Below are 21992 nucleotides of genomic sequence, written 5' to 3'. Positions count from 1 at the left end.
CATCAGCTGGTTTATCAACATTGATCATTTAGACCCCTCAAATTCGAGGGTTCTGTTCAAATCACTCTCGTTTTTTTCGTTCAAAATTAGTGCTCCTTCAATCAACGAGGACTGCTTATGAGACGTGTAAACGAAATACTTGATGAGCTTTTATACATATTTGAAAACCGCGAGTTTCATGACGAACTGGCTTTTGAAGACTTTGATGAACAGAACTGGAGTGATGACTATGACAACGACGAAATTTAGAAATCGTGCACCTGTAATTTTTGATGTTTCGCCAGAACAACGAGCTGATGCTTTGCGGCGGCACGAAGTTAGCGAGAAGCTACTTGATGAGAAACAGCGACGAGCAGCGACAGGAATCAGCAGATCAACATGGTACCGTTTAACAACACAAAACAGAGCTCCTAAACCGCGAAAAATCGACAACAAAAACAGGTACTTGTTAAGCGATTTAATTCTATTTTTTGAGCTCTCGTGAAAATTCCGGGGGCAATATCGCCCCCAATTCAACTTTCTGAACACTACAAGATCGGCTTTAAATGTTTCGCCAAAACTTCTAATGCATCGCGGCGCTCGTTGAAATAGTCGTGAAGATTATAGACGTGCTCAACACCCTTTAGTTTGTGATTCAGACAACGCTCTGCAATATGTGAATCTATTCTGAGCTCAGCCAGCAGCGAGCGACATGTGCGACGCAGATCATGAACACGAAAATACTCGATATCTTTAATTTTTGCTTTTACCTCTCTTCCCCAGTAGACACCAAACAGGCTACCGATCGCCCTGTTGAGCGTGTCATCGCTCACGTATGCTCGACCTGACGTACGACGCGCGGGAAAGACGTACTCACTAGCTCCTGCGATAAATTTTAATTCCTGCAAGAAGCCCGCAACAATATCAGTGAGAGGTATTCGTATTGCGACCTCGGTTTTACTCCGAGCCGCTGGCAGGCTCCAAACGCGCTCTTCTAAATCAAATTCTGACCATTTTGACTGTAGTAATTCAGATTTCCGCACCCCCAGTAGCAGCAACAAACAGCACGCCAGGTAATTAGACCGCCCAAATGAAGGTTGGTGGTCTCTCATCACTTTGAAAACGCGTTTTATTTCATCGTAAGTCAGCACACGATCTCTGCTTTTTTCAACGCCGCCAGCATCGCTTATCCGAAAGGCCGAAGCCGGATTGTTTTGTGTTAAGTCTAGACGTATCGCATGGTTAAAAAATTGCTTTGCATACATCAAAACATCATTTGCGATGGAAGGCCGACCGGACTCACGCACTCGCCGAATGATTTCGCGTATATCTCTCGCCGTAACCTCACCAACTGCTAATGTACCGATCACCGGTGAGATTTCTTTGGAGTAAAGGCGTTTGGGAATATTTGGATGTTTCAGCCGAACATTTAAATCATTCTCATACCAATCTTTGAAAACGTCGTCGCAAGTCTGTAAGTTCAACCATTTTTCTCGTTGCGCCTCAACAATAACGTCCTGGCCCTGCCTCACAGCATTTCGATGTTCCTCCGCAACATTACGAGCTTGCGCGAGGGACAAGGCAGGATACTGACCCAGGGTCATTTCGCGTCGTTTACCAAGATGATTTGTGAATCGGTAAGAAAAATAGGGCTCTCCGCGCTTGGGAATCACGAAGTACAAACCTCGCCCGTCAGAGATCTTGACTTGATCTCCGATCCTTACCAAACGATCTAATTGTTTAACGGTTAACGCACCCACACCTGTCTCCATACGCTATCTATGCAGACAATAATGCACTCACCAGTAAATTGAAGTCAATAGGTGGTGAGTACTAACCATTGTACTCACCATTAATTCGGAGGATTTAGAAATTAATTGAATAAAACTGAACTAGCAATTTTAGTTTTATCTTTTATTTTCAGACGTTTAAGTTAAAAATGAATAAGGCTAGAAAATCATTCGATATTCTGGATCTGTTCTCTCATTTGCTCAATCAACACCTTAAGCTCTACCGCAGCGGCGGTGATATCGGCATTAATCGACTTTGAGGCCAGGGTGTTTGCTTCACGGTTAAACTCTTGCATCATGAAGTCCAGACGACGTCCACAAGGGCCGCCTTTTTTCAGAATTTTGCGGGCTTCTTCCACGTGCGCGTCTAAGCGATCGAGCTCTTCGGCTACGTCGGTTTTCTGCGCCAGCATGACCATTTCCTGTTCAACGCGTTGCTGGTCCAGCTCCACTTTAGCTTCTTCAAAACGAGTTAGTAAGCGCTCACTTTGCCAGGCCATAACTTCGGGCATACGTTCACGCACAAAGGCCACCTGCGTGGTCACACCGTCTAAGCGCTCCTGCAGCATGCGATCGATGGCACTGCCTTCACTTTTGCGGTTGTCGATGAAATCAGCAGTGGCTTTATCGAGCGCAGCTAACACTTCCTTTTGCACTTCATCCATGTCTTGTTCATCATTACTCACTACCCCCGGCCACTTGAGCACATCAATTGGATTCAGCTGACCAGCGGCTGATTGCTGACTGACCCATTTAGCGCCAGCGATAACACTTTTAGCCAGCGGTTCATTGATGTTTAATTCTGTCTGGCGTGCTTCGTCCATGTGTATATAGAGTTTGCATTCAACCTTGCCGCGTTGCAGTTTCTTACGAAACTGTTCACGTAAGGTGTTTTCCAGCGAACGGAACGCTTCCGGCAGGCGAAAATAGGTTTCTAAATAGCGCTGGTTAACGGAACGAATTTCCCACGTGGCAGAGCCCCAATCAGCTTTATGCTCGTAACGTGCGTATCCTGTCATGCTTTGAATCATTGCAATTCCTTATTTTTTCGCGTGTTTTTCGCGATTCTTTTGCTTTTGCTCAGCATTTTTCTTGAGCATTACATAGGCTGCGCCGCGGCCGCCGTGCGGTCGTTGCGCGCTATGGAATGCTAGTACCGGCGCCATTTCGCGCAGCCACTTATTCACATAGCTCTTTATCAACGCCGGATGTGGCTTCGAGTGTTTACCTTGCCCATGAATAATTAGCGCAGTGCGAATACCCGCCTGATGACAATCCTGCACAAAGTTAAATACCGCCGTGCGTGCTTCACGCAACGTGTGGTGATGCAAGTTCAGGCTGGCCTCCATGGTGTAGCGGCCTTGTTTCAGGCGTTTATACACTCCAGCCTGAACACCGTCCCGATGAAACTCGATAGCTTCACCCGGCTCCACTAAATCGACATATTCAGTCGACAAGAAGTTAGCATTTTCTTCTTCCTCTGCTTCCGCCGCCCGGCGCCGTTCTTTTTGCGCCAGTGTTGGTTCAAAAGCCTGCTTAATATCAGCGACTTCTTCACCAGCTAACGGCGTTACATCCGTCATTTCCTGACGAAACAGCTCAAATTCTTCATCATCTGAACGCGACATACCGCCTCCCGTCCATTTATTTTGCTACGTCTAGTGTAATACGTTGTCGACGGAATCGCGATCCATTAATCGTGCAATTCTGCTACAATTGCGTTCAATTTCTTACACAGCGACATTCACTCAAAAAGGAGATGACATGCGTCCAAGTGGCCGTACGGCACAACAAATTCGACCGGTAACCATTACCCGCAACTTCACTAAACACGCTGAAGGCTCAGTATTAATTGAGTTTGGTGAAACCAAAGTTCTTTGCAACGCCTCTGTTGAGAAAGGCGTTCCCCGCTTTTTAAAAGGCAAAGGTCAGGGTTGGGTCACAGCCGAGTACAGCATGTTACCGCGTGCCACACATACCCGCTCTCAGCGTGAAGCATCGCGTGGTAAGCAAGGTGGACGCACTTTGGAAATCCAACGTCTTATTGGCCGCTCATTGCGAACTTGCGTCGACTTAGCGGCGTTGGGTGAGAATACTATTACGGTCGACTGTGACGTTATTCAGGCTGACGGTGGTACACGCACAGCCTCTATCACCGGCGCTTGTGTCGCCTTAGTTGACGCGCTGAGCTGGATGCGCGCGCAGGGCATGGTTAAGGTGAACCCACTCAAAGAAATGGTTGCGGCTATTTCGGTGGGCATTTTAGATGGCGACCCGGTCAGCGACTTGGAGTACGTTGAAGATTCAAAAGCCGACACCGACATGAATATTGTTATGACTGAAGCCGGCAAATTCATCGAAATTCAGGGCACTGCAGAAGGCGAAGCGTTCAGCTTTGATGAAATGAACAGTCTGGTCGATATGGCGCGCCACAGCATTCGCGAGTTGATTGATATTCAGAAACAAGCGTTGGCGTAAGCTTCAGTATAAACGTAAGCGAGGAATAAGCAGGCAATGAAAGCGTATCAAAAAGAGTTTATTGAGTTTGCCATAGAGCGTGGCGTATTAAAGTTTGGTGAATTTACCTTAAAGTCCGGCCGCACCAGCCCGTACTTTTTTAATGCTGGGCTGTTTAATAAAGGTTCTGACTTAGCCCGCTTAGGCCGCTTTTATGCCGCCGCGCTGGTCGACTCCGGTATCGATTTTGACGTACTTTTTGGCCCGGCTTACAAAGGCATTCCAATTGCCACTGCCACAGCGGTCGCCTTATATGACCACCATCAGCAGGACACCCCATATTGCTTTAACCGTAAAGAAAAGAAAGACCACGGCGAAGGCGGCAACCTGGTGGGCTCAGCGCTGGAAGGCAAAGTGATGCTGGTGGATGACGTGATCACCGCCGGCACAGCGATTCGCGAAGCCATGGAGATTGTCGAAGCCAACGGCGCCGAATTATCCGGTGTTCTGATTGCTCTAGACCGTCAGGAAAAAGGCAAAGGCGAGTTATCGGCGATTCAGGAAGTTGAGCGTGATTTTAATGCCCAGGTGGTTAGCATTGTAAGCTTGAATGATGTCATCAACTTTTTGAAAGATGACGACACTTTTAACGAATATCTTCCCAAAGTTGAAGCGTATCGCGCCGAGTTCGGCGTCGCCTGATACGAATGTGCGTAGCCTGACGTTTACGTCAGGTCCAATATCTCACCTGACATGAATGTCAGGCTACCAGGAAAACGGCAATAAGTGATTGCCGTTTTCATTCACGCCAGGTGGAATATCGGGGAATAAGAGTGCGCCTGACGGTTGCGAGGGGTCTTGTGGAGGTGTGCAGCGCCATGGATGGCGCTGCTCAAGCCCTACAAGGATGTATTCACGGGCGTCCTCCAAAAGACCCCTCGTAACCTCAGCACTCGTTTTCCCGGTTTCCCAGCCGCTACAGCTTTTCCTGTGGCTGCCAGGCAATACCAATGCTGCCGTTTACAATCTGGCATTCGCCACCTGAAGACTGCACGCGACTGGATTCCCCGCGCTGCGCAATTAGGCGGAAGTCTTTATTTAGCAAGCTAACCTGCTTACGCTCGCCACACAAAATACGCAAGGAATCGATTAAACCACGATCACTGAGAAAGTTTGTTGTTGGCTCTTCCTGAACAACATCATCGCCTTCCGCAAACTCGGCGGTTTGTAATCCATACGGAGAGATAACCCCCGATGCTCCGGCGACCAGATAATGAAACGTAGCAGCTACGGCATTATCGGTTCCTTGTGCATCTTCCACCATAAACGCACCACGCTCACCAATAATGTTGAAAGCACCACTCTCTAAATTCACTTCCATTGCGGTATTTTCGTCAATACCAATAGATAATGGTGTGGAACTCGCAGCTGCCAGACGCATTAAGCGCCCCTGCCGCCCGCGCTCAGAAAACTCAGTATCCAATGTGGCATAGTGAAACAAACTTAAGCCGCCCAGCGGATGGTAAGTCAGGCTATCAGGTCCAACATTCGGCGGACAGGTGGTGTCTAAATTGCAACCAAATGGAGGAGGATCGGAAGCAATCGCTCCCTCTTTTATGGCCTCAGCGGTTGTGCCATTAGAAATCATAGGCTTAGAAGTCATAACCGCAGTGCCGGCACCCGTTCCGCCAATAACCACTTCCTTTTGTTGCACAGCTGCAATAATCGTCTTCAGCACATCGCCGGGTTCATTATTCGCCTTAATAAAGGTTGAACGAGTCAGGTTCTGATCACCATCATTAAAAAACAGTCCATCGGCATCGGCCAGCATCTCTGCGGCCGCATCAGAATCTTTGCAAAAAGCGACTTGCTCCTGATACCAGTCTTTATGCACCCGGTCACGTTCATAAGCACCTAATTGCTTTTGCTGAATTTTTGCCAGTTCATCGCAACGACCTTCCCGCTGAGCTTTTACTACAGCAGAATCCAGTGGCAGCCAATGCACTTCTGCTCCCAGCTGTTCAAATACACTATTGTAAAAATCTATCTTATCGTACGGATTACGTGATGCAGAGGTCAGGAAATACACCTTTGGCTTCCGTTCATCTCCGGCAACTGACTGCGCCATTTCAACAAAGCGCTGAAAAATTGCTTTTGACTCACCTTTGAGGTTTTCATCCAGATTAACCACTTCACGTGCGGAATCCGGAACCGGTAGCTCAATTAAGTCAATAATCCGGTTCCACTCAGCATCTGACAACGAGTTATAAAGCTGTTGTGTCGCCCGCCGGGTAAACTCACGCAGAAAAACGCGCTCAGGAACAATGTCTTCTTTTAAACGCTCGTGAATTAATTCCAGCGCATCAGCAACTTTTTTGCGAGTTTCTTCACGGTAACTAGGCCAAACCGACTCTGCCGTTGCTCTCGAACGAAATTTTTTCGACAGGTTTAAATACCTGTCGGTGCGCATCGTTTCCTTATCAATCCAGTCAACGTCATCACAGTTATCCGACGCGAAACTGGAACAGGCCGTCAGACCGCCACCAGCCAACAATAAATGTCGGTATGTATCGTCATCGGCAGCATTTGACGGCGCCGCAAAAGCTGATGACAATGCCGCCAAAGAGAGCAAGGAAAACAACGACTTAACCATAAATAAAACCCCTAGTTACCGACGGCTTTCACCGCTAGAATATTTCAACTAACAAAATCAACAGGCTGCAACGCTAGAGCGTTAACAACCCAACTGTCAAATATAGGACAATAGATTAACGCATTTATTATAGACAGACCTAAAATTCTCGCAGAATTAACTTATGTGATACGGCATAGTAAACTCACTGTTAATAAGCGTAAACCTATGAAAATAAATAATTTTCAGGGCTCGTGACGAGCATCCGAACACTGCTATACTAATCTCTCTTTTATGAAATAAGATCACACGTGTTGTTATGAAGTCACCGTTACGTTTTTGCGTTCTGTTACTGCTCGCGGGCCTGCTCCCGATGACCAGTTTTGCCTTCTCAGAGCAGAAACTGACTTTCCGTGCTCCCGAGGAAGGTCCCTTTACGCAATATGTAACAGCGGTGCTTGAAGAGGCATACGAAAAACTCGGTATTGAACTCGAGTACATCGAACTTCCCCGCTTACGAGGTGAGCAGTTGGCTGCTGAAGGTACCATCGCCGGGGAGCTGGGAAGAACAGCGCTACTTGAAGACAAGCGCCGGCACCTGCGCCGGGTGCCTTTTCCACTATTCACTTTCGATATTATCGCGGTAGCCGATCGTCGTAACTGTGGTTACTGCCCATTGTCAGAAATGAAAAGTCTGGCCTATGTTAACGGTATGGACTCAATTACCAAATTGGTCGAAAACCTGCCTTACGAACCGTCTATTGTCACCCCTATTGATATTGAGCAAGTGGTAAAATTACTCGATTCGGGGCGCATTCAAATGGCATTTATGGGGGATTTTCAATTTGAAAATTCAGATCTGAAAGATAACCCTCATTTAATTACTCATAAGTTATCGACAGAGGTTGGTTTTCATTATCTGAATGAAGAGCATGCGAGACTGATACCTCAACTGACTTATCACCTGCAAACTATGCGCGACAACGGCCGGATGAAGGCACTGCGCGAGCAGTATGGTGTCACCCTGGAAACACCAATACAGCCCATAAAGCGTCCTGAGCAACTGACGGTTGTAGGAGCCATACACCAGGGCTTACTGAATGCCGACGGCACGGGCAAATTATGGAATTTGGCTAAATCCGTATTTCCGACTTTTACCTCCCGGCTCAATACGGTTGTCAGCAGTTGGCAGCGAAGTATTCAATTACTACAGGAAGGCCGTGCAGATGCGTTAATCGGTGTTCGTCCTGATCAGAAAATAAAAAATATCATTCTGTCTAAATATCATATTGGCTACGACGACAGCATTTTTCTTTTCACCCTTGAACAACCGAATGATGGTCCTATTTGTGTATCCGGCCCTCGCTTCATGCAAACCTTAGTGGATACCGACCGACCCTTTTACCGGGCCTCGAATTCACTGGACTGCTTTGCACTGCTGGATATGGAAAGGGTCAGTGCGGTAATAGACTACAAGGACAACCTGCCTGACTGGACCGAAAAGCCCTACAAGAAACAGAAGCTGTCGGGACCACAACCTTTATTCATGGCCTTTCTCGACAACAACAGAGGCCGTGCACTTCGTCAACTATTTGATAACACGCTGTTCGAACAGACAATTGAAAAAAGGGCTAAACAGCAAATTAACGAGCGCCTGTAAAATCGTTCTGGCGCCAGGCTTCATAAGCAAAAATAGCCACTGAATTGGATAAATTCAGGCTTCGGCTGGTGTCCGCCATTGGCAACCGCAACCAGTTCTCTTGTGGAAAAGTTTCCAGGACCTCCATTGGCAGCCCGCGAGTTTCAGGGCCAAACAACAAAACATCGCCGGCCTCATAAGCCACTGCAGAGTAATTTGTCTTACCTTTGGTTGTGCACGCAAAAATGCGGTTAAACGAGGTACTATTCAGAAAGCTCTGCCAGTCTTTATGGATATTTACAGAAGCTAAATCGTGATAATCAAGACCCGCCCGACGTACTTTTTTTTCATCCAGCTCAAACCCTAAGGGCTCAATTAAATGCAAGGACATGCCCGTGTTCGCCGCCAAACGAATAACGTTGCCGGTATTAGGGGGAATTTCAGGCTCAAACAGTACAAGGTGCAACATGGTCGTTTTCATCACTTGGGTAAAAGCGGTAGAATAGCAGAATATCTTTTATAAATGTGTACCGGTACTGTGGCAAATCAGAAAAACTACCAACAGAATTATGCTTTTTGGGTACGACTGGCTAGTACAGCGTCGGTTATCGTTGCCATAATCCTAATTACCATTAAGCTTTTTGCCTGGTTCCAGACAGAATCCGCCAGTATGCTGGCATCTCTCACCGATTCAATTTTAGACAGCGGCGCTTCCATATTCAGCTTTTTTGCGATTCGCTACGCTTTGCAACCAGCAGATGAAGAGCATCGATTCGGTCACGGTAAAGCCGAGTCCCTGGCGGCGTTAGCGCAAAGCGCTTTTATTTCAGGTTCCAGCATGCTGCTTATTTTTCACAGCGTTCAACAGTTTATGCAGGGCGGCAGTGTTCCAAAAGTGGGTTACGGTATCGCGGTTTCTGCCATTGCTATTGTCATTACCTTTGTTTTAATTGTTATACAGCGTATGGCTATTCGTCATACCAACTCTCAGGCCGTGCAGGCCGATAATCTTCACTATCAGTCGGACATACTGCTGAACTTAGCCGTTATTGTGGCGTTAATTTTAAGTAGCTATGGCTGGCTCTGGGCTGACAGTATTTTTGCCATGGGCATTGCGGTTTATCTAATTATTGGCGCAATTCGTATTGGCTGGAACGCATTTCAGGCGCTGATGGATCGTGAGTTGTCAGAAGAACTACAAGAGCAGATTGGTAATATCACAATGGCGGTAAACGGCGTTAGAGGCTTTCACGGTCTACGCACACGGGAGGCAGGGCCGGTGCGCTTTATTCAGTTACACATTGAACTGGCCAACGAGTTGTCTTTATTACGGGCTCACGCTATTGCCGATGATGTTGAAGCACAGCTGATGAAAGCTTTTCCGGGAGCCGATATTATTGTCCACATGGATCCTGAAATTGTCGCCGTGGTTGAAGGCTCACTTAAACGTTAACGAGTTCCCGGGTTTCTTCAATAAGAGCGTCCAGCACAGGTTGACGAAACTTGTCAGCTTCCATCATAAGCTCGTGCGATGCACCTTTAATGGTCTCAAACCTAAAGTGGTTTCGGGTAACCGCAGCAGCTACTTTCTTTTGTCCTGACGCGGAAACCACTTTATCATTCCCTGCCTGAAACAGAATGACCGGAATGGTAATGTCATTTGCCAGTTTCTGCGCCTTGATAGCGGCACTGATGGCCTCATACAACCAATTAAATGTGGGTCCGCCTAGCTGAACATCCGAAACATTATCGTAAACGTCCCGAAACGCCTTATATCGCTGTCGGCTATGTGTCAGAACGTTATCTTCAAAAGGCACAGGCTTATAATTTCCCATACCAAGAAAGTACCAGGGTTTTGCTACCCAGTGGTTTAGCCAGGCTCCCGCAAAAACTATCCAACGCGCGAACCAATAAGGCACTATTCCTGTTTTTATAGAAAACATAGGAGCAGAGAGTATGAGTTTTTTATAAGGATGCTGGTAAGTGGCACAGTAAATGGTCGCTATTGTTCCGCCCATCGAGTGAGAAAACAGTGTTTTGGGTACATCGCCAAATTGTGCCATCAACTGGTCAGTAAAGTCTGAAAAGTCACGTACAAAGTCATTAAAGTTTTCGACATGTCCCTGATGAGGGTTCGCCGTCAGGCGCCCCGACAACCCCTGCCCACGGTGATCCAGTGCTGCAACGGAAAAGCCTTGCTGCGCCAGCTCCCAAAACAGTTCCTGATACTTAAGCGCCGATTCTATTCGCCCCGGAGCAATAACCACTAAGGGTGCGGAGTCACTATGTCGGTAATAGGCAAAATGTAATTTGATACCATCAAACGCAGTAAAATACTCAGAGGTAACTTGCTGCTCCCAAAAGGCTTCGACTTGAGCCTTAAAAAACTCCAGCCATTCGGGCGTGTCGTCTGCAGGGCGTTGTTGTGTAGTAGGCGGTTGCTTCATTCTTTCTGTTCGGGCTGACTTTTGGGTAAGTCTAACACGACTTCAAGTCCTCCTTCAGAGTGATTATGAGCTTTTAATTCACCACCCAGAACAGCCGCCGCGCGATGACTCAAGGCTAAACCAAGACCAACGCCGGCTTTATGGTGTCGCGCCGGATCGCCGCGATAAAAAGGCACAAACAGTTTACTTATGGTGCTCTCATCAACCCCCGGGCCGTGATCCCGAATGCGAATATGACAGCCTTTGCCGTAATCGTCACAAGAAAGCTCTACGTTATCTTCGGTGTAGTGCAGCGCGTTACGAACAATATTCTCAAGAACCAGCCGCAGCAATTCAGGGTCGGTATCAATAACCGGCCAGTTGCTACCATGCCGCAGCAAGCGTTCGCGTACTTCTGGATGCTGATAACACATATCATTAATAAGCTGCTGCACCAGTTCACCGCTATCCAGGCTTTCATGGTTCAGATCAACCAGCCCATTCTCCAGTCTCGACAGTGAAAGAATTCGCTCAATAATCACACTGAGACGTTCCGTATCGCGGCGCAATTGTTGCCAATTAGGGTCGTCCTCATTGCAATCGGCTAAATCCAGAGCCACCTGCATACGTGCCATAGGTGAACGTAATTCGTGCGATACATCGCTGAGTAATCGCCGTTGCGCATCACGCGAAGTTGCTAAGTCTACCGCCCCTTGAGATAAAGCCCGTGCCAGTTCGCCAATTTCATCACCACGTTTAGGTAAACGTTTAAGTTCAGGCGTTGCACTACCATCAGCCACTTCGCGCATTGCCAGAATCATTCGCCGTATAGGTCGAATAAGCCAAATACCCAGTAATACTGCGAGTAAACCGCTACCAACCATTAAGGTCAGTATGCGCGCGCGGGTCGATTCTGCTTCCAACCGCTCACGGTCAACCTGCTCTTCAATGCCTAAGGGCTTAGTCACCAGAATTTTATTGCCGTCGAGCTCGAACGGACCCATTAACAAACGCTCGTCCAGAGGAATCTGCTGCGGAGAGTCTTGACCCAGCATACGCAATAGCGTGGAGCCGTGACTTACGCGCAGCATCTCGTCCATTAATAGCTTTTCGCTTCCCTGCACCGACAACTGTGCGGCAACGCGGTAGTCGCCAGCAATAAGTCGGCCGGGTTGTAGCGAGTGAAAGGTTAACGCATCGCTCAATAAAGGCTGTAACGTCTGATAAATCTCCGGCTCCAGTGGTTTAAGTTCAGCTTTAGGTTTGTTCCAAACCGCCAACAAATAACCACTGGCCGCTGTGACCGAAAGCAGCGCCCAAAAAATGAAAAGTAATCTCAGAGCAAGCGATCGGTACCACCGCGTACGCCGGTTCTTCATAAGCTTGCAATCAGTCGGTAGCCGCGACCTCGTATAGTTTGAATACGATCAGGTTTTGCCGGGAATTTCTTCCGGATGTTACTAATATGCACGTCAAGACTGCGGTCAAAAGGCTCCATTTTTCGTCCCAGTGCCGCAACAGAAAGCTGATCTTTACTGACCATTTGACCGGCTTGCTGCATCAGACAACGCAAAATATCAAACTCAGTTGGTGTCAGAATCAGTTCAGCATCATCGCATTTTACTTCCGTAGTAGCCGGATCCAGCACTATGCCACAAACGTTCAGGCTTTCATTCTGCATGGTTGTGTTTGGCGTGCGACGCAGCAAAGCTCTTACACGGGCAATCAGCTCACGTGGATTAAAAGGCTTTGGCAGATAATCATCTGCGCCAAGCTCCAGCCCCATGACTCTGTCATCATCGTCACCACGAGCCGTCAGCATCAGCACCGCGGTATCACGATGTTGTTGGCGTAACCGCTGCAAAAGCTGCATACCATCAATGCCGGGTAGCATAACGTCCAGCAAAATAAGTTCGTAGTCACCGTTAAGTGCTTTATCAAGACCAGTGACACCATCTTCGGCGACACTTAAATCCACAGATTCACGTTTAAACAATTCTGTCAGCATGACAGACATTTCAGTATCATCGTCAATGAGTAGTACGGAATGTCTCATAACTTGTTGTTCTCTCCAGAAATAAATCCATGATCCAAAATGCCGGGGATGGATACGACCCTCTTTACATAACTTTTACTTTAGCAGAGTTTTCAACTTTCGGGTTAAGGTATTCCTTCCCCAGCCCAGCCATGCGGCTGCTTTTTGTTTATGTCCGGAAAAACGTTTTAAAGCAGTCTGTAACGCAACCTGCTCCAGCTGCTGCTGATAACTTTGCAGAACATCCTGCGAGTTTAACGGCTGCTGTTCCAGCTCAGTTTGCAAAAAGTGTAACCAGGTAAGCTCACCGCCTGGCTCTGTCGAACCTGGCTCTGAAGTCACCAGAATGTCTTCAGGCAAGTCCCGGGGACTTATTTGCTGCCCGGGCGCCATAACGGTTAGCCAGCGACAGGTATTTTCCAGTTGTCGGACGTTACCTGGCCAATTGTAACTCTTTAATGTGCTAAGCGTTTCATTTAACAATGTTTTTGGTGTGACATTCAACTCTTCGGCCGACTTTTTAAGAAAGTGTCTTGCCAGAGTATCGATATCTTCCGCCCGCTCACGCAGAGGCGGCAGCCGCAAACGGATAACGTTAAGACGATGATAAAGGTCATCCCTGAATGTGCCCTGGTTAACCAAGTGTTCTAGTTCCCGGTGGGTGGCGGCAATAACGCGCACATCCACTTTTACCGGTTGCAACGCTCCCACCGGGTAAAACTGTCCTTCGGCCAGAACTCTCAACAGCCGTGTCTGAACTGGTAAAGGCATATCGCCAATTTCATCCAGAAACAAAGTACCACCGTCAGCTTGCTGAAAACGCCCGACGCGTTTACGGTCGGCTCCGGTAAAGGCCCCGCGTTCGTGCCCGAACAGCTCCGACTCAATTAAATCGGCGGGTATTGCTGCCATGTTAAGCGCAATAAAAGGTTTATCCGCCCGTGGGCTGTGTTTATGCAGAGCTCGCGCGACAACTTCTTTGCCAGTACCGGTTTCTCCGGTAAGCAGCACACTAACGCTTGAGCCCGACAAGCGACCGATAGCACGAAACACATCCTGCATAGGCGTGGCTTCACCAATAAGCTCGGGAACTGAATTTGCGTCTATTTGCGCGGGCGCATTTTCACTTTGTCTGGCATGCTGCAGAGCACGGTCAACGGCGGTAATAGCTTCATCAATGTCAAAGGGCTTTGCCAGATACTCAAATGCGCCGCCCTGAAACGCTTTTACCGTTGTCTCGAGATCGGAATGCGCGGTCATAACCACAACAGGCAAATGCGCCTCGGTCTGATGCAGCCGCTCCAGTACAGCCAGGCCGTTTTCTCCCGGCATACGGATATCGGTGAGCACAACGGTTGGTTTATCGCTCTTTAGAGCCATGAAAAAGTCTTCGCCATTGGCAAAACTGCGCACGTGATAACGGCTATCAGCAAAGGCTTTTTCCAGTACCCAGCGAATAGAGTCGTCATCATCAATTATCCATAACTGAGCATTAGTGGTCATCCGTCACCTCATTACCATTTTCTGCTGAAAGATAAGGCAAATACACTGAAAATCGGGTTTTTCCGGGACTGGAATCAAAATCAATTTTCCCTTTATGCTGATGCACTAAATTTTGTGCCAGCGACAAGCCGAGTCCGGTTCCTTCAGCACGGCCGCTTATCAACGGATAAAACAGGGTTTCGCGCAACTCGGCCGGAATACCGGGCCCATTATCGGTCAAAGTAACCACCGCACATTGTCGATAGCGCTGTCCAAACAGAGTCAATTGGTGTTCTACCCGCGTTTTAATTGTAATAGTGCCTTCGCCTGACATAGCTTGTGCTGCATTTTGGGCAATATTCAAAAACACCTGTTCACAAGCTTCCGCAACCACCTGAATATCCGGCAGCGACGGGTCGTAATCCCGAACTAAATTCAGCGAGTCTCCATATTCGTACACCAAAGTTCTGGCAACTCTTTCCAACACTTCATGAATATTGGTTTCCTTCGACTCGCCCCTTTTTACCGGCCCTAATAACCTGTCGACCAAATACCTTAACCGGTCCGACTGGGTGATGATCAAGTCCGTATACTCTGTCAGGCTCTCGTCCGGAAGTTGCCGTGCCAGTAACTGCGCAGCGCCGCGTAAACCTCCCAGAGGGTTCTTTATTTCATGCGCCATACCGCGCAATAAGTGCTGGGTAGCGAATAGCTGATTACGCTGTTGATCTTCCTGATTTATTCGCCGCAACTGGTCTACTTGTTTTAATTCCAGTAGCAAAGCACGTCCAAAAGGTTGCTCTACTGTTTGAATACTGGTTTCCACCCGAATATTGTGCCCGGAATGCAGCGCGAACTGAGCTTCCGCATTCAGCACCGTTTGCTCGCTATTCAGGCACTCCATCAGCGTTTCTGACGCCAGCGAACACTGATAAAAAGCCGCAGTGAAAGGTTCGCCCAACAGGCGTTTTGCACTGTGATCGAGTAAGGATTCAGCAGACGAATTGACGTAACGGATGGTCAGGCGATCATCGAGGATGAGTATGCCTGTGAGTAGTTGGTTAAGTAGCGCGCTATCGTTCACGAAGGCAGGATAAATTACGCACCAAGTTGGTGCAACCGGGTAAGGCAAGACACCTTACCCGGCCAGTAACCATTAAACGCTGTAGTACATATCGAATTCTACCGGGTGGGTAGTCTTCTTCAATGTCTCTACTTCGTTGTACTTAAGATCGATGTAGGCATCAATCATGTCGTCGTCCATAACGCCGCCTTGCTTAAGGAAGTCGCGGTCTTTATCCAGCGCGTCCAGAGCCATTTCCAGTGAGTGACAAACGGTCGGAATGTCTTTCGCTTCTTCAGGAGGCAGATTGTATAAATCTTTGTCCATGGCATCGCCAGGGTGGATCTTGTTACGGATACCGTCAAGGCCAGCCATTAACAGCGCAGTAAAGGCCAGGTACGGGTTCGCACTTGGGTCAGGGAAGCGCACTTCAATACGGCGACCTTTCGCGCTGGAAACCAATGGAATACGGATAGAAGCCGAACGGTTACGGGCGGAATAAGCCAGCATCACCGGTGCTTCAAAACCAGGAACCAGACGCTTGTACGAGTTAGTAGAGGCGTTCGCAAAAGCGTTAATGGCACGTGCGTGCTTAATAATACCGCCAATATAGAACAGCGCGGTTTCGCTCAAGCCTGCGTACTGGTCGCCGGCAAATAAGTTTTCGCCGCCTTTGTTCAGTGACATATGCACGTGCATGCCAGAGCCGTTATCGCCAACCAGTGGCTTCGGCATAAAGGTTGCGGTCATGCCGTAAGAGTGCGCGACGTTATGCACCACATACTTATAAACCTGCAGTTCATCAGCTTTCTTAGTCAGAGTATTGAAGCGTGTAGCCACTTCGTTCTGACCTGCTGTTGCTACTTCGTGGTGATGGGCTTCAACAACCATACCCATGTCTTCCATTACTAAGCTCATGGTGCCACGAATGTCGTGCGCTGAGTCTACCGGAGGTACCGGGAAGTAGCCGCCTTTTACTCCAGGACGGTGAGCCAGGTTACCTTCTGAATATTCACGGCCTGAGTTCCACTTCGCTTCTTCCGCGTCAATCTTGTAGAACGAACCACTCATGTCTGTGTGGAAACGTACGTCGTTGAACAGGAAGAACTCAGGTTCCGGACCGAAGTAAGCGTCGTCTGCAATGCCTGATGAGCGCAGGAAATCTTCCGCACGCTTTGCAATTGAACGAGGGTCACGGCTATAGCCCTGCATAGTTTCCGGCTCAAGAATGTCACAACGTACATTCAATGTGACTTCATCAGTAAAGGGATCAATCACCGCAGACTCGTTGTCTGGCATCAGTACCATGTCTGATTCGTTAATGCCTTTCCAGCCGGAAATAGATGAACCATCAAACATTTTACCTTCTTCAAAGAAGTCTTCATCGATTTGCGACACCGGAATAGTGACGTGTTGCTCTTTACCTTTAGTATCGGTAAAGCGTAAATCGACGAATTTTACGTCGTGTTCTTTGATGGTATCGAAAATCTTATTAGCTGACATGTTGTCCTCCGTAGACAGCGTCTAAAAATACAGCTTGAGTATAGCAAAGCCTGTGCCAACTGACTTTTTTGTTTATATTCATAAAGTTAGTTCATTTAGCACTATAATGCGTAAATTAATACGCACCAGTATAGCGCATAACGCACAAAATTGGTGCAAAAGTAACATTCTAAGATAACGTCATAAAAATATAACGAACAAAAAACAATCAGGTCTTTCTTAATCCAACTCAAAAAGGTAGAATACGCCGCTATTTTTCACAAAACCCCTTGGACGGGTTTCATTCCCGGACAACTACAGGCAGTTCTTAATGACAATTCAGGTATTTGATATAGAAAAATTACGCAACATCGCGATTATCGCGCACGTTGACCATGGTAAAACCACCCTAGTCGACAAGTTGTTGCAACAATCTGGCACTTTAGAAAGCCGTGGCGAAATAGAAGACCGTATTATGGATTCCAACGATCTTGAAAAAGAACGTGGTATTACTATCCTCGCCAAAAACACCGCGGTTAACTGGCAAGATTACCGCATCAACATTCTGGATACTCCGGGACACGCCGATTTCGGTGGCGAAGTTGAACGCGTACTTTCTATGGCAGACTCCGTATTGTTAGTGGTTGATGCCGTTGACGGTCCTATGCCTCAAACTCGATTTGTCACGCAGAAAGCTTTCTCTCATGGTTTGAACCCTATTCTTGTTATTAACAAAGTTGACCGTCCTGGTGCACGCCCTGACTGGGTGATGGATCAGGTATTCGACTTATTTGATAACCTGGGCGCTACTGACGAACAGCTGGACTTTCCGGTAGTTTACGCATCAGCGCTTAACGGCTGGGCATCATTAGACATAGAAGATCAAGACGGCGACATGACGCCATTGTTCGAAACTATCGTTAGTAAGGTAAGCCATCCCGATGCTGACCCTGAAAGCGACCTGCAAATGCAGGTGTCACAGCTTGATTACTCGAGCTACTTAGGCGTTATTGGTATTGGTCGCGTTACCCGCGGTAGCGTTAAAGTGAACCAGCAAGTGACTATTGTTGGTGCCGACGGCAAAGAACGTAACGGAAAAATTGGTAAAGTCTTTAGCTACCTGGGTCTTGACCGCATTGAAGCGGACAAAGCTGCAGCAGGCGACATCTGCGCCATTACCGGTCTGGGCGAGCTAAAAATCTCCGACACCGTGTGTGCAGTTGGTAAAGCTGAAGCTATGAAGCCACTGACCGTTGACGAGCCAACAGTAACTATGACCTTCCAGGTAAACACCTCACCTTTCGCAGGTAAAGAAGGAAAGTTTGTTACTTCTCGTCAAATTCTTGAACGTTTGCAACAAGAGTTGGTTCATAACGTAGCTTTACGTGTTGAAGAAACTGACAACCCGGATCGTTTCCGCGTATCTGGCCGTGGTGAGCTTCACTTAGGTGTTCTTATTGAAAACATGCGTCGTGAAGGTTTTGAATTAGCCGTTTCTCGTCCAGAAGTTATCATCAAGTACGAAGATGGTAAGAAAATGGAACCTTATGAAACCATGACGGTTGATATTGAAGAGCAGCATCAAGGTGCGGTTATGGAAAAATTAGGCTTGCGTAAAGCCGAAATGACCAACATGACACCAGACGGTAAAGGTCGCGTTCGCGTTGATTTTGAAGTACCAAGCCGTGGTTTGATTGGCTTCCAGACAGAATTCATGACACTGACTTCAGGTACTGGCCTTATGTACCATACGTTTGACCACTACGGTCCGCACAAAGGCGGAACCATCGGTCAGCGTAGTAACGGTGTACTGATTTCAAATGCTCAGGGTAAAGCTCTGACTTACTCACTGTTTAACCTGCAGGAGCGCGGTAAGTTATTTGCATCACACGGTGATGAAGTTTATGAAGGCCAGATCATCGGTATTCATAACCGTTCAAACGACCTGACAGTAAACTGCCTGAAAGGTAAACAGCTGACTAACGTACGCGCTTCTGGTACTGACGAAGCACAGACCTTAAGTACACCAATTCGTTTAACGTTGGAGCAAGCACTGGAATTCATCAATGACGATGAACTGGTCGAAGTGACACCTGAGTCTATTCGTATTCGTAAACGCGCACTGACAGAAAACGATCGTAAACGTTTAGGTCGTGAGCCGAAGAACGGTTAAGATTTGCAGAGCTGTTATAAAAAGACGCCCGCTACTTTAGCGGGCGTTTTTTATAACCAAAATTCAGCTTATCAGCTAGTTCGCACTCAGCAACTCCGGTTGCGGCAATACAAAGTAGAAAATCGAGAAGAAATGGAAGACGCTGCCCGCCAATACAAACAAATGCCAGATGGCATGATGATAAGGCAGAGATTTCCAGACATAAAAGATAACACCCAGCGTATAAGCTAAACCGCCGGCGACAAGCAACATCAAGCCACCTGCATCCACATTATCAATCATCGGGTTAATCGCAATAATCGCCATCCAGCCCATTCCAAGGTAGAGAGTAAGCGACAGCCAGGCAATTCGCTTTTTCAGCGTCAGCTCAAGCACGACACCCACCAAAGCAATTCCCCAAGCCACGCCCAATAAGGTCCAGCCCCAGGCATCTCTTAAATTGATTAAAGCAAATGGCGTATAAGTACCAGCAATTAAAATGTAAATAGCGGCATGATCAAGCTGTTGAAACACCGCTTTCATTTTTGGCCAGGGAAACGCATGATAAAGCGTTGAAGCGGTATAAAGCAGAATAAGACTAGCACCGTAGATACTCGCAGCAACAACATGCCAACCATCACCGTAAGCCGCCGCCCAAATCAACATGAAAACTAAAGCAACAATACTTAAAACGGCACCAATGCCATGAGTTAATGCATGAGCCACCTCTTCCTTTACGGTATAGACTTTATGCTGATTGCTCATCCTCGTTCCATTCCCGGCGTCTCATAACCTTTACTGATATTCTTGAGTGCCCTTATAAACTGGTCATACTGTCTTTCATTGTCGTATTTTAAGTTATATGAGTTATGAAACTGCAGGGTTAGCGTGACACCATGCCCTTCCAAAAAAACGGTATAACCGTCATGGTCGGTATAAGCTTCTATTCCGTCCAAGTAGTGACGTCCCTGACGAGCTTCGCCATGAGTGTGGATCTTTTCGTACGCATCCAACATCAGTTTGTTATCAAGTTCGTTTTTCATCACACACCTCAGCGTTTTCTAACTAAATGTATACCCTTATTATTAGGGTCGAATGTCCATTCCACAACCGCTTTTACCTATTTGTTTCAAAAACCTTGTATCAGAATATACATACATAGGTGCATGATTAGGCAAAAGCCGCTATAATAATGAACGGATGTTAAGAAATAGGAGCCGAACATGGTTCGACGCACAAAAGAAGACGCAATGGAGACCCGCGCCAAGTTATTAGACGCTGCTGAGGCTTTATTCAGCGAGAATGGTGTGACTCAAACGTCGATGATGCAAGTGGCTGAAAAAGCGGGTGTCACTCGCGGTGCTATCTATCACCATTTTGAAAATAAAATGGATCTCATTGAATCGTTAATGGGAAGAATTTCTCTTCCGATCGATGAAATGCGGGAACAAATAGCCGAGAGTTTAGAATTCGATGCCTTAGAAGAAGTAAAAGCCCGCTCTAAAGAATTTTTAGCTCGCGTTCAAAATGAGCCCCAGGTACGTTCTATTGCCAGCATCCTTCTTCACAAGTGCGAGTACATTGACGAAGTAAATCCTATAAAATTACGGCATGTTAGCGGTCGTAACGAATGCATTTGTGAAGTCGAAAAGTTGTTTGAATCAGCTATCCAAAAAGGTCAGTTGTCCTCAAAAGCTAGCCCCAGGGTTGCGGTTATTGGCTTGTTTTCATTAGTGGACGGCCTTATTTATAACTGGCTGCTTGCTCCGGATTACTTTCCTTTAGTGGAGTACGGCAACCAGGCTATCGATAGCTATATTAACGGGTTAGCACGCTAAGGCTCGTTGCTGTCTGCACGTCCGCGGCGCCAGCCATTGTATTTTCGGTGCACGCCGCGGGTCAAAGATTGAAAAGTATCTTCCAGTAAGTCGACACCAAGCAATACACCAACAATTACCATCGACAACACAATACTAACCCCGTACATACCAAGACCGACTGCAATGCCAATTGCCGCCAGGGCCCAGATTGTCGCCGCCGATGTGACACCAACTACAACACCGTCCCGAGCCAACATAACGCCTGCACCAAGAAAGCCAATGCCGGTAATAATTTGTCCAATGACGCGGGATGGATCGCCGCCCTGACTGACAACCGAGGAGCCACCAGTTAAAAATAGATAGGTACCTAAGATGATAAGTGCAGCGGTCCTTATACCAACCGGTTTGCCTCTAACCTGTCGCTCGAGCCCGACAATGGCACCACAGAGCAGGGCAGTGCCGATGCCATTCCATGAGTAAGGACCCAGTTCCTGAACAACTTGCCAGTCAATCACTAGCTGGCCTCTCCTTGCTCTAAAAATTGCTTAAGAAAACTTTCATCCATTGCCGCAATGCTTTCGTCATTGGCATTCGGACAGCAGGCAAACAACGGCGCAGTCCATGCCTTCACATTGCCAAGAATGTCCCGCAAGTGGCTTAGCCCCCGAATGCCCCCTAACCCCCCGGGTGAAGCAGCAGCCAATAATACCGTTTTACCGGCCCAGGCCTGCGTCTCAACCCGCGACACCCAGTCAATCGCATTTTTTATCAGTGGAGAGACCGACGAATTATATTCAGGGCTGACTAAAACCACTTTTGAGGCTGACTGAATCTTTTCAGCCAACTTTTTCATCGACTCGGGAACACCATCTGCGGCCTCTAAGTCGCCATGGTAGATCGGCGCGTCCAGCGCATCGGCATCAACGATGTCATGTCGAATGCCATGCTTATCTGCAACTTCAGCCAAACGATGTTTGAGTTTGGCATTAAGCGAGTCTTTACGACGGCTACCACCAATGAATACAACGGTCATAC

General features: G+C 47.5%; 23 protein-coding genes. 8 read left to right on the top strand and 15 right to left on the bottom strand.

Going from position 1 to position 21992, the window contains the following annotated elements:
- Positions 1-117 precede the first annotated feature (117 nt).
- Both ACP7H9_RS07710 and ACP7H9_RS07705 read left to right on the top strand, forming a co-directional pair.
- Entirely contained in the window at positions 118-249 is a 132-nt protein-coding gene (locus tag ACP7H9_RS07710) for a hypothetical protein (protein WP_439222514.1), read from the top strand.
- Positions 206-484, top strand: a complete 279-nt coding sequence (locus ACP7H9_RS07705; RefSeq protein WP_439222513.1) for a helix-turn-helix transcriptional regulator — start codon at positions 206-208, stop codon at positions 482-484. Before ACP7H9_RS07710 ends, ACP7H9_RS07705 begins: the two co-directional genes overlap by 44 nt.
- Before the next feature lie 43 nt (positions 485-527).
- Here the strand turns inward: ACP7H9_RS07705 and ACP7H9_RS07700 are convergent, their stop codons facing one another.
- The 3 genes from ACP7H9_RS07700 to smrA all read right to left on the bottom strand — a co-directional run bounded on the left by ACP7H9_RS07700 (position 528) and on the right by smrA (position 3397).
- Positions 528-1739: a tyrosine-type recombinase/integrase gene (locus ACP7H9_RS07700; RefSeq protein WP_439222512.1), complete on the bottom strand. Its 1212-nt coding sequence runs from the start codon at positions 1737-1739 to the stop codon at positions 528-530.
- A gap of 197 nt (positions 1740-1936) precedes the next feature.
- Entirely contained in the window at positions 1937-2800 is an 864-nt protein-coding gene (locus ACP7H9_RS07695; RefSeq protein WP_439222511.1) for a YicC/YloC family endoribonuclease, read from the bottom strand.
- Between the two features lie 9 nt (positions 2801-2809).
- Positions 2810-3397 carry a DNA endonuclease SmrA gene (smrA, locus tag ACP7H9_RS07690; protein ID WP_439222510.1) on the bottom strand — a complete coding sequence of 196 codons (588 nt, stop codon included), beginning with the start codon at positions 3395-3397 and terminating at the stop codon, positions 2810-2812.
- A 136-nt stretch (positions 3398-3533) separates the two neighbouring features.
- Here smrA and rph point away from each other — a divergent pair, with 136 nt between their 5' ends.
- Positions 3534-4247, top strand: a complete 714-nt coding sequence (gene rph, locus ACP7H9_RS07685; protein ID WP_439222509.1) for a ribonuclease PH — start codon at positions 3534-3536, stop codon at positions 4245-4247.
- Positions 4248-4283: 36 nt separating this feature from the next.
- Positions 4284-4928, top strand: a complete 645-nt coding sequence (pyrE, locus tag ACP7H9_RS07680; RefSeq protein ID WP_110013477.1) for an orotate phosphoribosyltransferase — start codon at positions 4284-4286, stop codon at positions 4926-4928.
- A gap of 274 nt (positions 4929-5202) precedes the next feature.
- Here the strand turns inward: pyrE and ACP7H9_RS07675 are convergent, their stop codons facing one another.
- Positions 5203-6879, bottom strand: coding sequence for a cyanophycinase (locus ACP7H9_RS07675; RefSeq protein ID WP_439222508.1), 1677 nt, complete (start codon positions 6877-6879; stop codon positions 5203-5205).
- A gap of 298 nt (positions 6880-7177) precedes the next feature.
- Here ACP7H9_RS07675 and ACP7H9_RS07670 point away from each other — a divergent pair, with 298 nt between their 5' ends.
- Positions 7178-8518 carry a hypothetical protein gene (locus ACP7H9_RS07670; RefSeq protein WP_016341407.1) on the top strand — a complete coding sequence of 447 codons (1341 nt, stop codon included), beginning with the start codon at positions 7178-7180 and terminating at the stop codon, positions 8516-8518.
- On the opposite strand, the gene trmL is transcribed toward ACP7H9_RS07670, so the two are convergent.
- Positions 8502-8966: a tRNA (uridine(34)/cytosine(34)/5-carboxymethylaminomethyluridine(34)-2'-O)-methyltransferase TrmL gene (gene trmL, locus ACP7H9_RS07665; RefSeq protein ID WP_011235655.1), complete on the bottom strand. Its 465-nt coding sequence runs from the start codon at positions 8964-8966 to the stop codon at positions 8502-8504. The genes ACP7H9_RS07670 and trmL overlap by 17 nt on opposite strands.
- A 54-nt stretch (positions 8967-9020) precedes the next feature.
- Here trmL and fieF point away from each other — a divergent pair, with 54 nt between their 5' ends.
- Positions 9021-9950: a cation efflux pump FieF gene (fieF, locus tag ACP7H9_RS07660; protein ID WP_439222507.1), complete on the top strand. Its 930-nt coding sequence runs from the start codon at positions 9021-9023 to the stop codon at positions 9948-9950.
- Here the strand turns inward: fieF and ACP7H9_RS07655 are convergent.
- The 6 genes from ACP7H9_RS07655 to glnA form a co-directional block, all read right to left on the bottom strand.
- Positions 9940-10944 (bottom strand): alpha/beta hydrolase, encoded by a 1005-nt coding sequence (locus tag ACP7H9_RS07655; protein ID WP_439222506.1) that lies wholly within the window; start codon positions 10942-10944, stop codon positions 9940-9942. The two genes, fieF and ACP7H9_RS07655, sit on opposite strands and share 11 nt — an antisense overlap.
- Positions 10941-12203: a sensor histidine kinase gene (locus ACP7H9_RS07650; RefSeq protein ID WP_228758014.1), complete on the bottom strand. Its 1263-nt coding sequence runs from the start codon at positions 12201-12203 to the stop codon at positions 10941-10943. The genes ACP7H9_RS07655 and ACP7H9_RS07650 overlap by 4 nt, the downstream gene beginning before the upstream one ends.
- A 95-nt stretch (positions 12204-12298) precedes the next feature.
- On the bottom strand, positions 12299-12979 hold the full coding sequence (locus ACP7H9_RS07645; RefSeq protein WP_011235659.1) for a response regulator transcription factor: 681 nt from the start codon (positions 12977-12979) through the stop codon (positions 12299-12301).
- A 75-nt stretch (positions 12980-13054) separates the two neighbouring features.
- Entirely contained in the window at positions 13055-14461 is a 1407-nt protein-coding gene (ntrC, locus tag ACP7H9_RS07640) for a nitrogen regulation protein NR(I) (protein WP_011235660.1), read from the bottom strand.
- Positions 14451-15572: a nitrogen regulation protein NR(II) gene (glnL, locus tag ACP7H9_RS07635; protein ID WP_011235661.1), complete on the bottom strand. Its 1122-nt coding sequence runs from the start codon at positions 15570-15572 to the stop codon at positions 14451-14453. The genes ntrC and glnL overlap by 11 nt, the downstream gene beginning before the upstream one ends.
- A 24-nt stretch (positions 15573-15596) precedes the next feature.
- Positions 15597-17006, bottom strand: a complete 1410-nt coding sequence (gene glnA, locus ACP7H9_RS07630; protein WP_011235662.1) for a glutamate--ammonia ligase — start codon at positions 17004-17006, stop codon at positions 15597-15599.
- Positions 17007-17316: 310 nt separating this feature from the next.
- On the opposite strand from glnA, the gene typA reads away from it, so the two are divergent.
- Positions 17317-19158, top strand: coding sequence for a translational GTPase TypA (gene typA, locus ACP7H9_RS07625; protein ID WP_011235663.1), 1842 nt, complete (start codon positions 17317-17319; stop codon positions 19156-19158).
- Positions 19159-19233: 75 nt separating this feature from the next.
- On the opposite strand, the gene trhA is transcribed toward typA, so the two are convergent.
- Positions 19234-19902, bottom strand: coding sequence for a PAQR family membrane homeostasis protein TrhA (gene trhA, locus ACP7H9_RS07620; RefSeq protein ID WP_011235664.1), 669 nt, complete (start codon positions 19900-19902; stop codon positions 19234-19236).
- Positions 19899-20180: a DUF3081 domain-containing protein gene (locus tag ACP7H9_RS07615; protein ID WP_011235665.1), complete on the bottom strand. Its 282-nt coding sequence runs from the start codon at positions 20178-20180 to the stop codon at positions 19899-19901. The genes trhA and ACP7H9_RS07615 overlap by 4 nt, the downstream gene beginning before the upstream one ends.
- A 180-nt stretch (positions 20181-20360) precedes the next feature.
- Here ACP7H9_RS07615 and ACP7H9_RS07610 point away from each other — a divergent pair, with 180 nt between their 5' ends.
- Complete coding sequence (locus ACP7H9_RS07610) at positions 20361-20975, top strand: TetR family transcriptional regulator (protein ID WP_011235666.1); 615 nt, start codon at positions 20361-20363, stop codon at positions 20973-20975.
- Here the strand turns inward: ACP7H9_RS07610 and ACP7H9_RS07605 are convergent.
- Together ACP7H9_RS07605 and ACP7H9_RS07600 are read right to left on the bottom strand one after the other, a co-directional pair.
- A complete protein-coding gene (locus ACP7H9_RS07605; protein ID WP_011235667.1) occupies positions 20972-21472 on the bottom strand; it encodes an MgtC/SapB family protein in 501 nt (166 codons plus the stop codon). The two genes, ACP7H9_RS07610 and ACP7H9_RS07605, sit on opposite strands and share 4 nt — an antisense overlap.
- Complete coding sequence (locus tag ACP7H9_RS07600; RefSeq protein ID WP_011235668.1) at positions 21472-21990, bottom strand: NADPH-dependent FMN reductase; 519 nt, start codon at positions 21988-21990, stop codon at positions 21472-21474. Before ACP7H9_RS07600 ends, ACP7H9_RS07605 begins: the two co-directional genes overlap by 1 nt.
- Positions 21991-21992 lie beyond the last annotated feature (2 nt).

Source organism: Idiomarina sp. ST20R2A10, from assembly GCF_051842345.1.
Classification (GTDB): domain Bacteria; phylum Pseudomonadota; class Gammaproteobacteria; order Enterobacterales; family Alteromonadaceae; genus Idiomarina; species Idiomarina loihiensis.
This window is presented reverse-complemented; position numbering and strand designations above follow the sequence as displayed.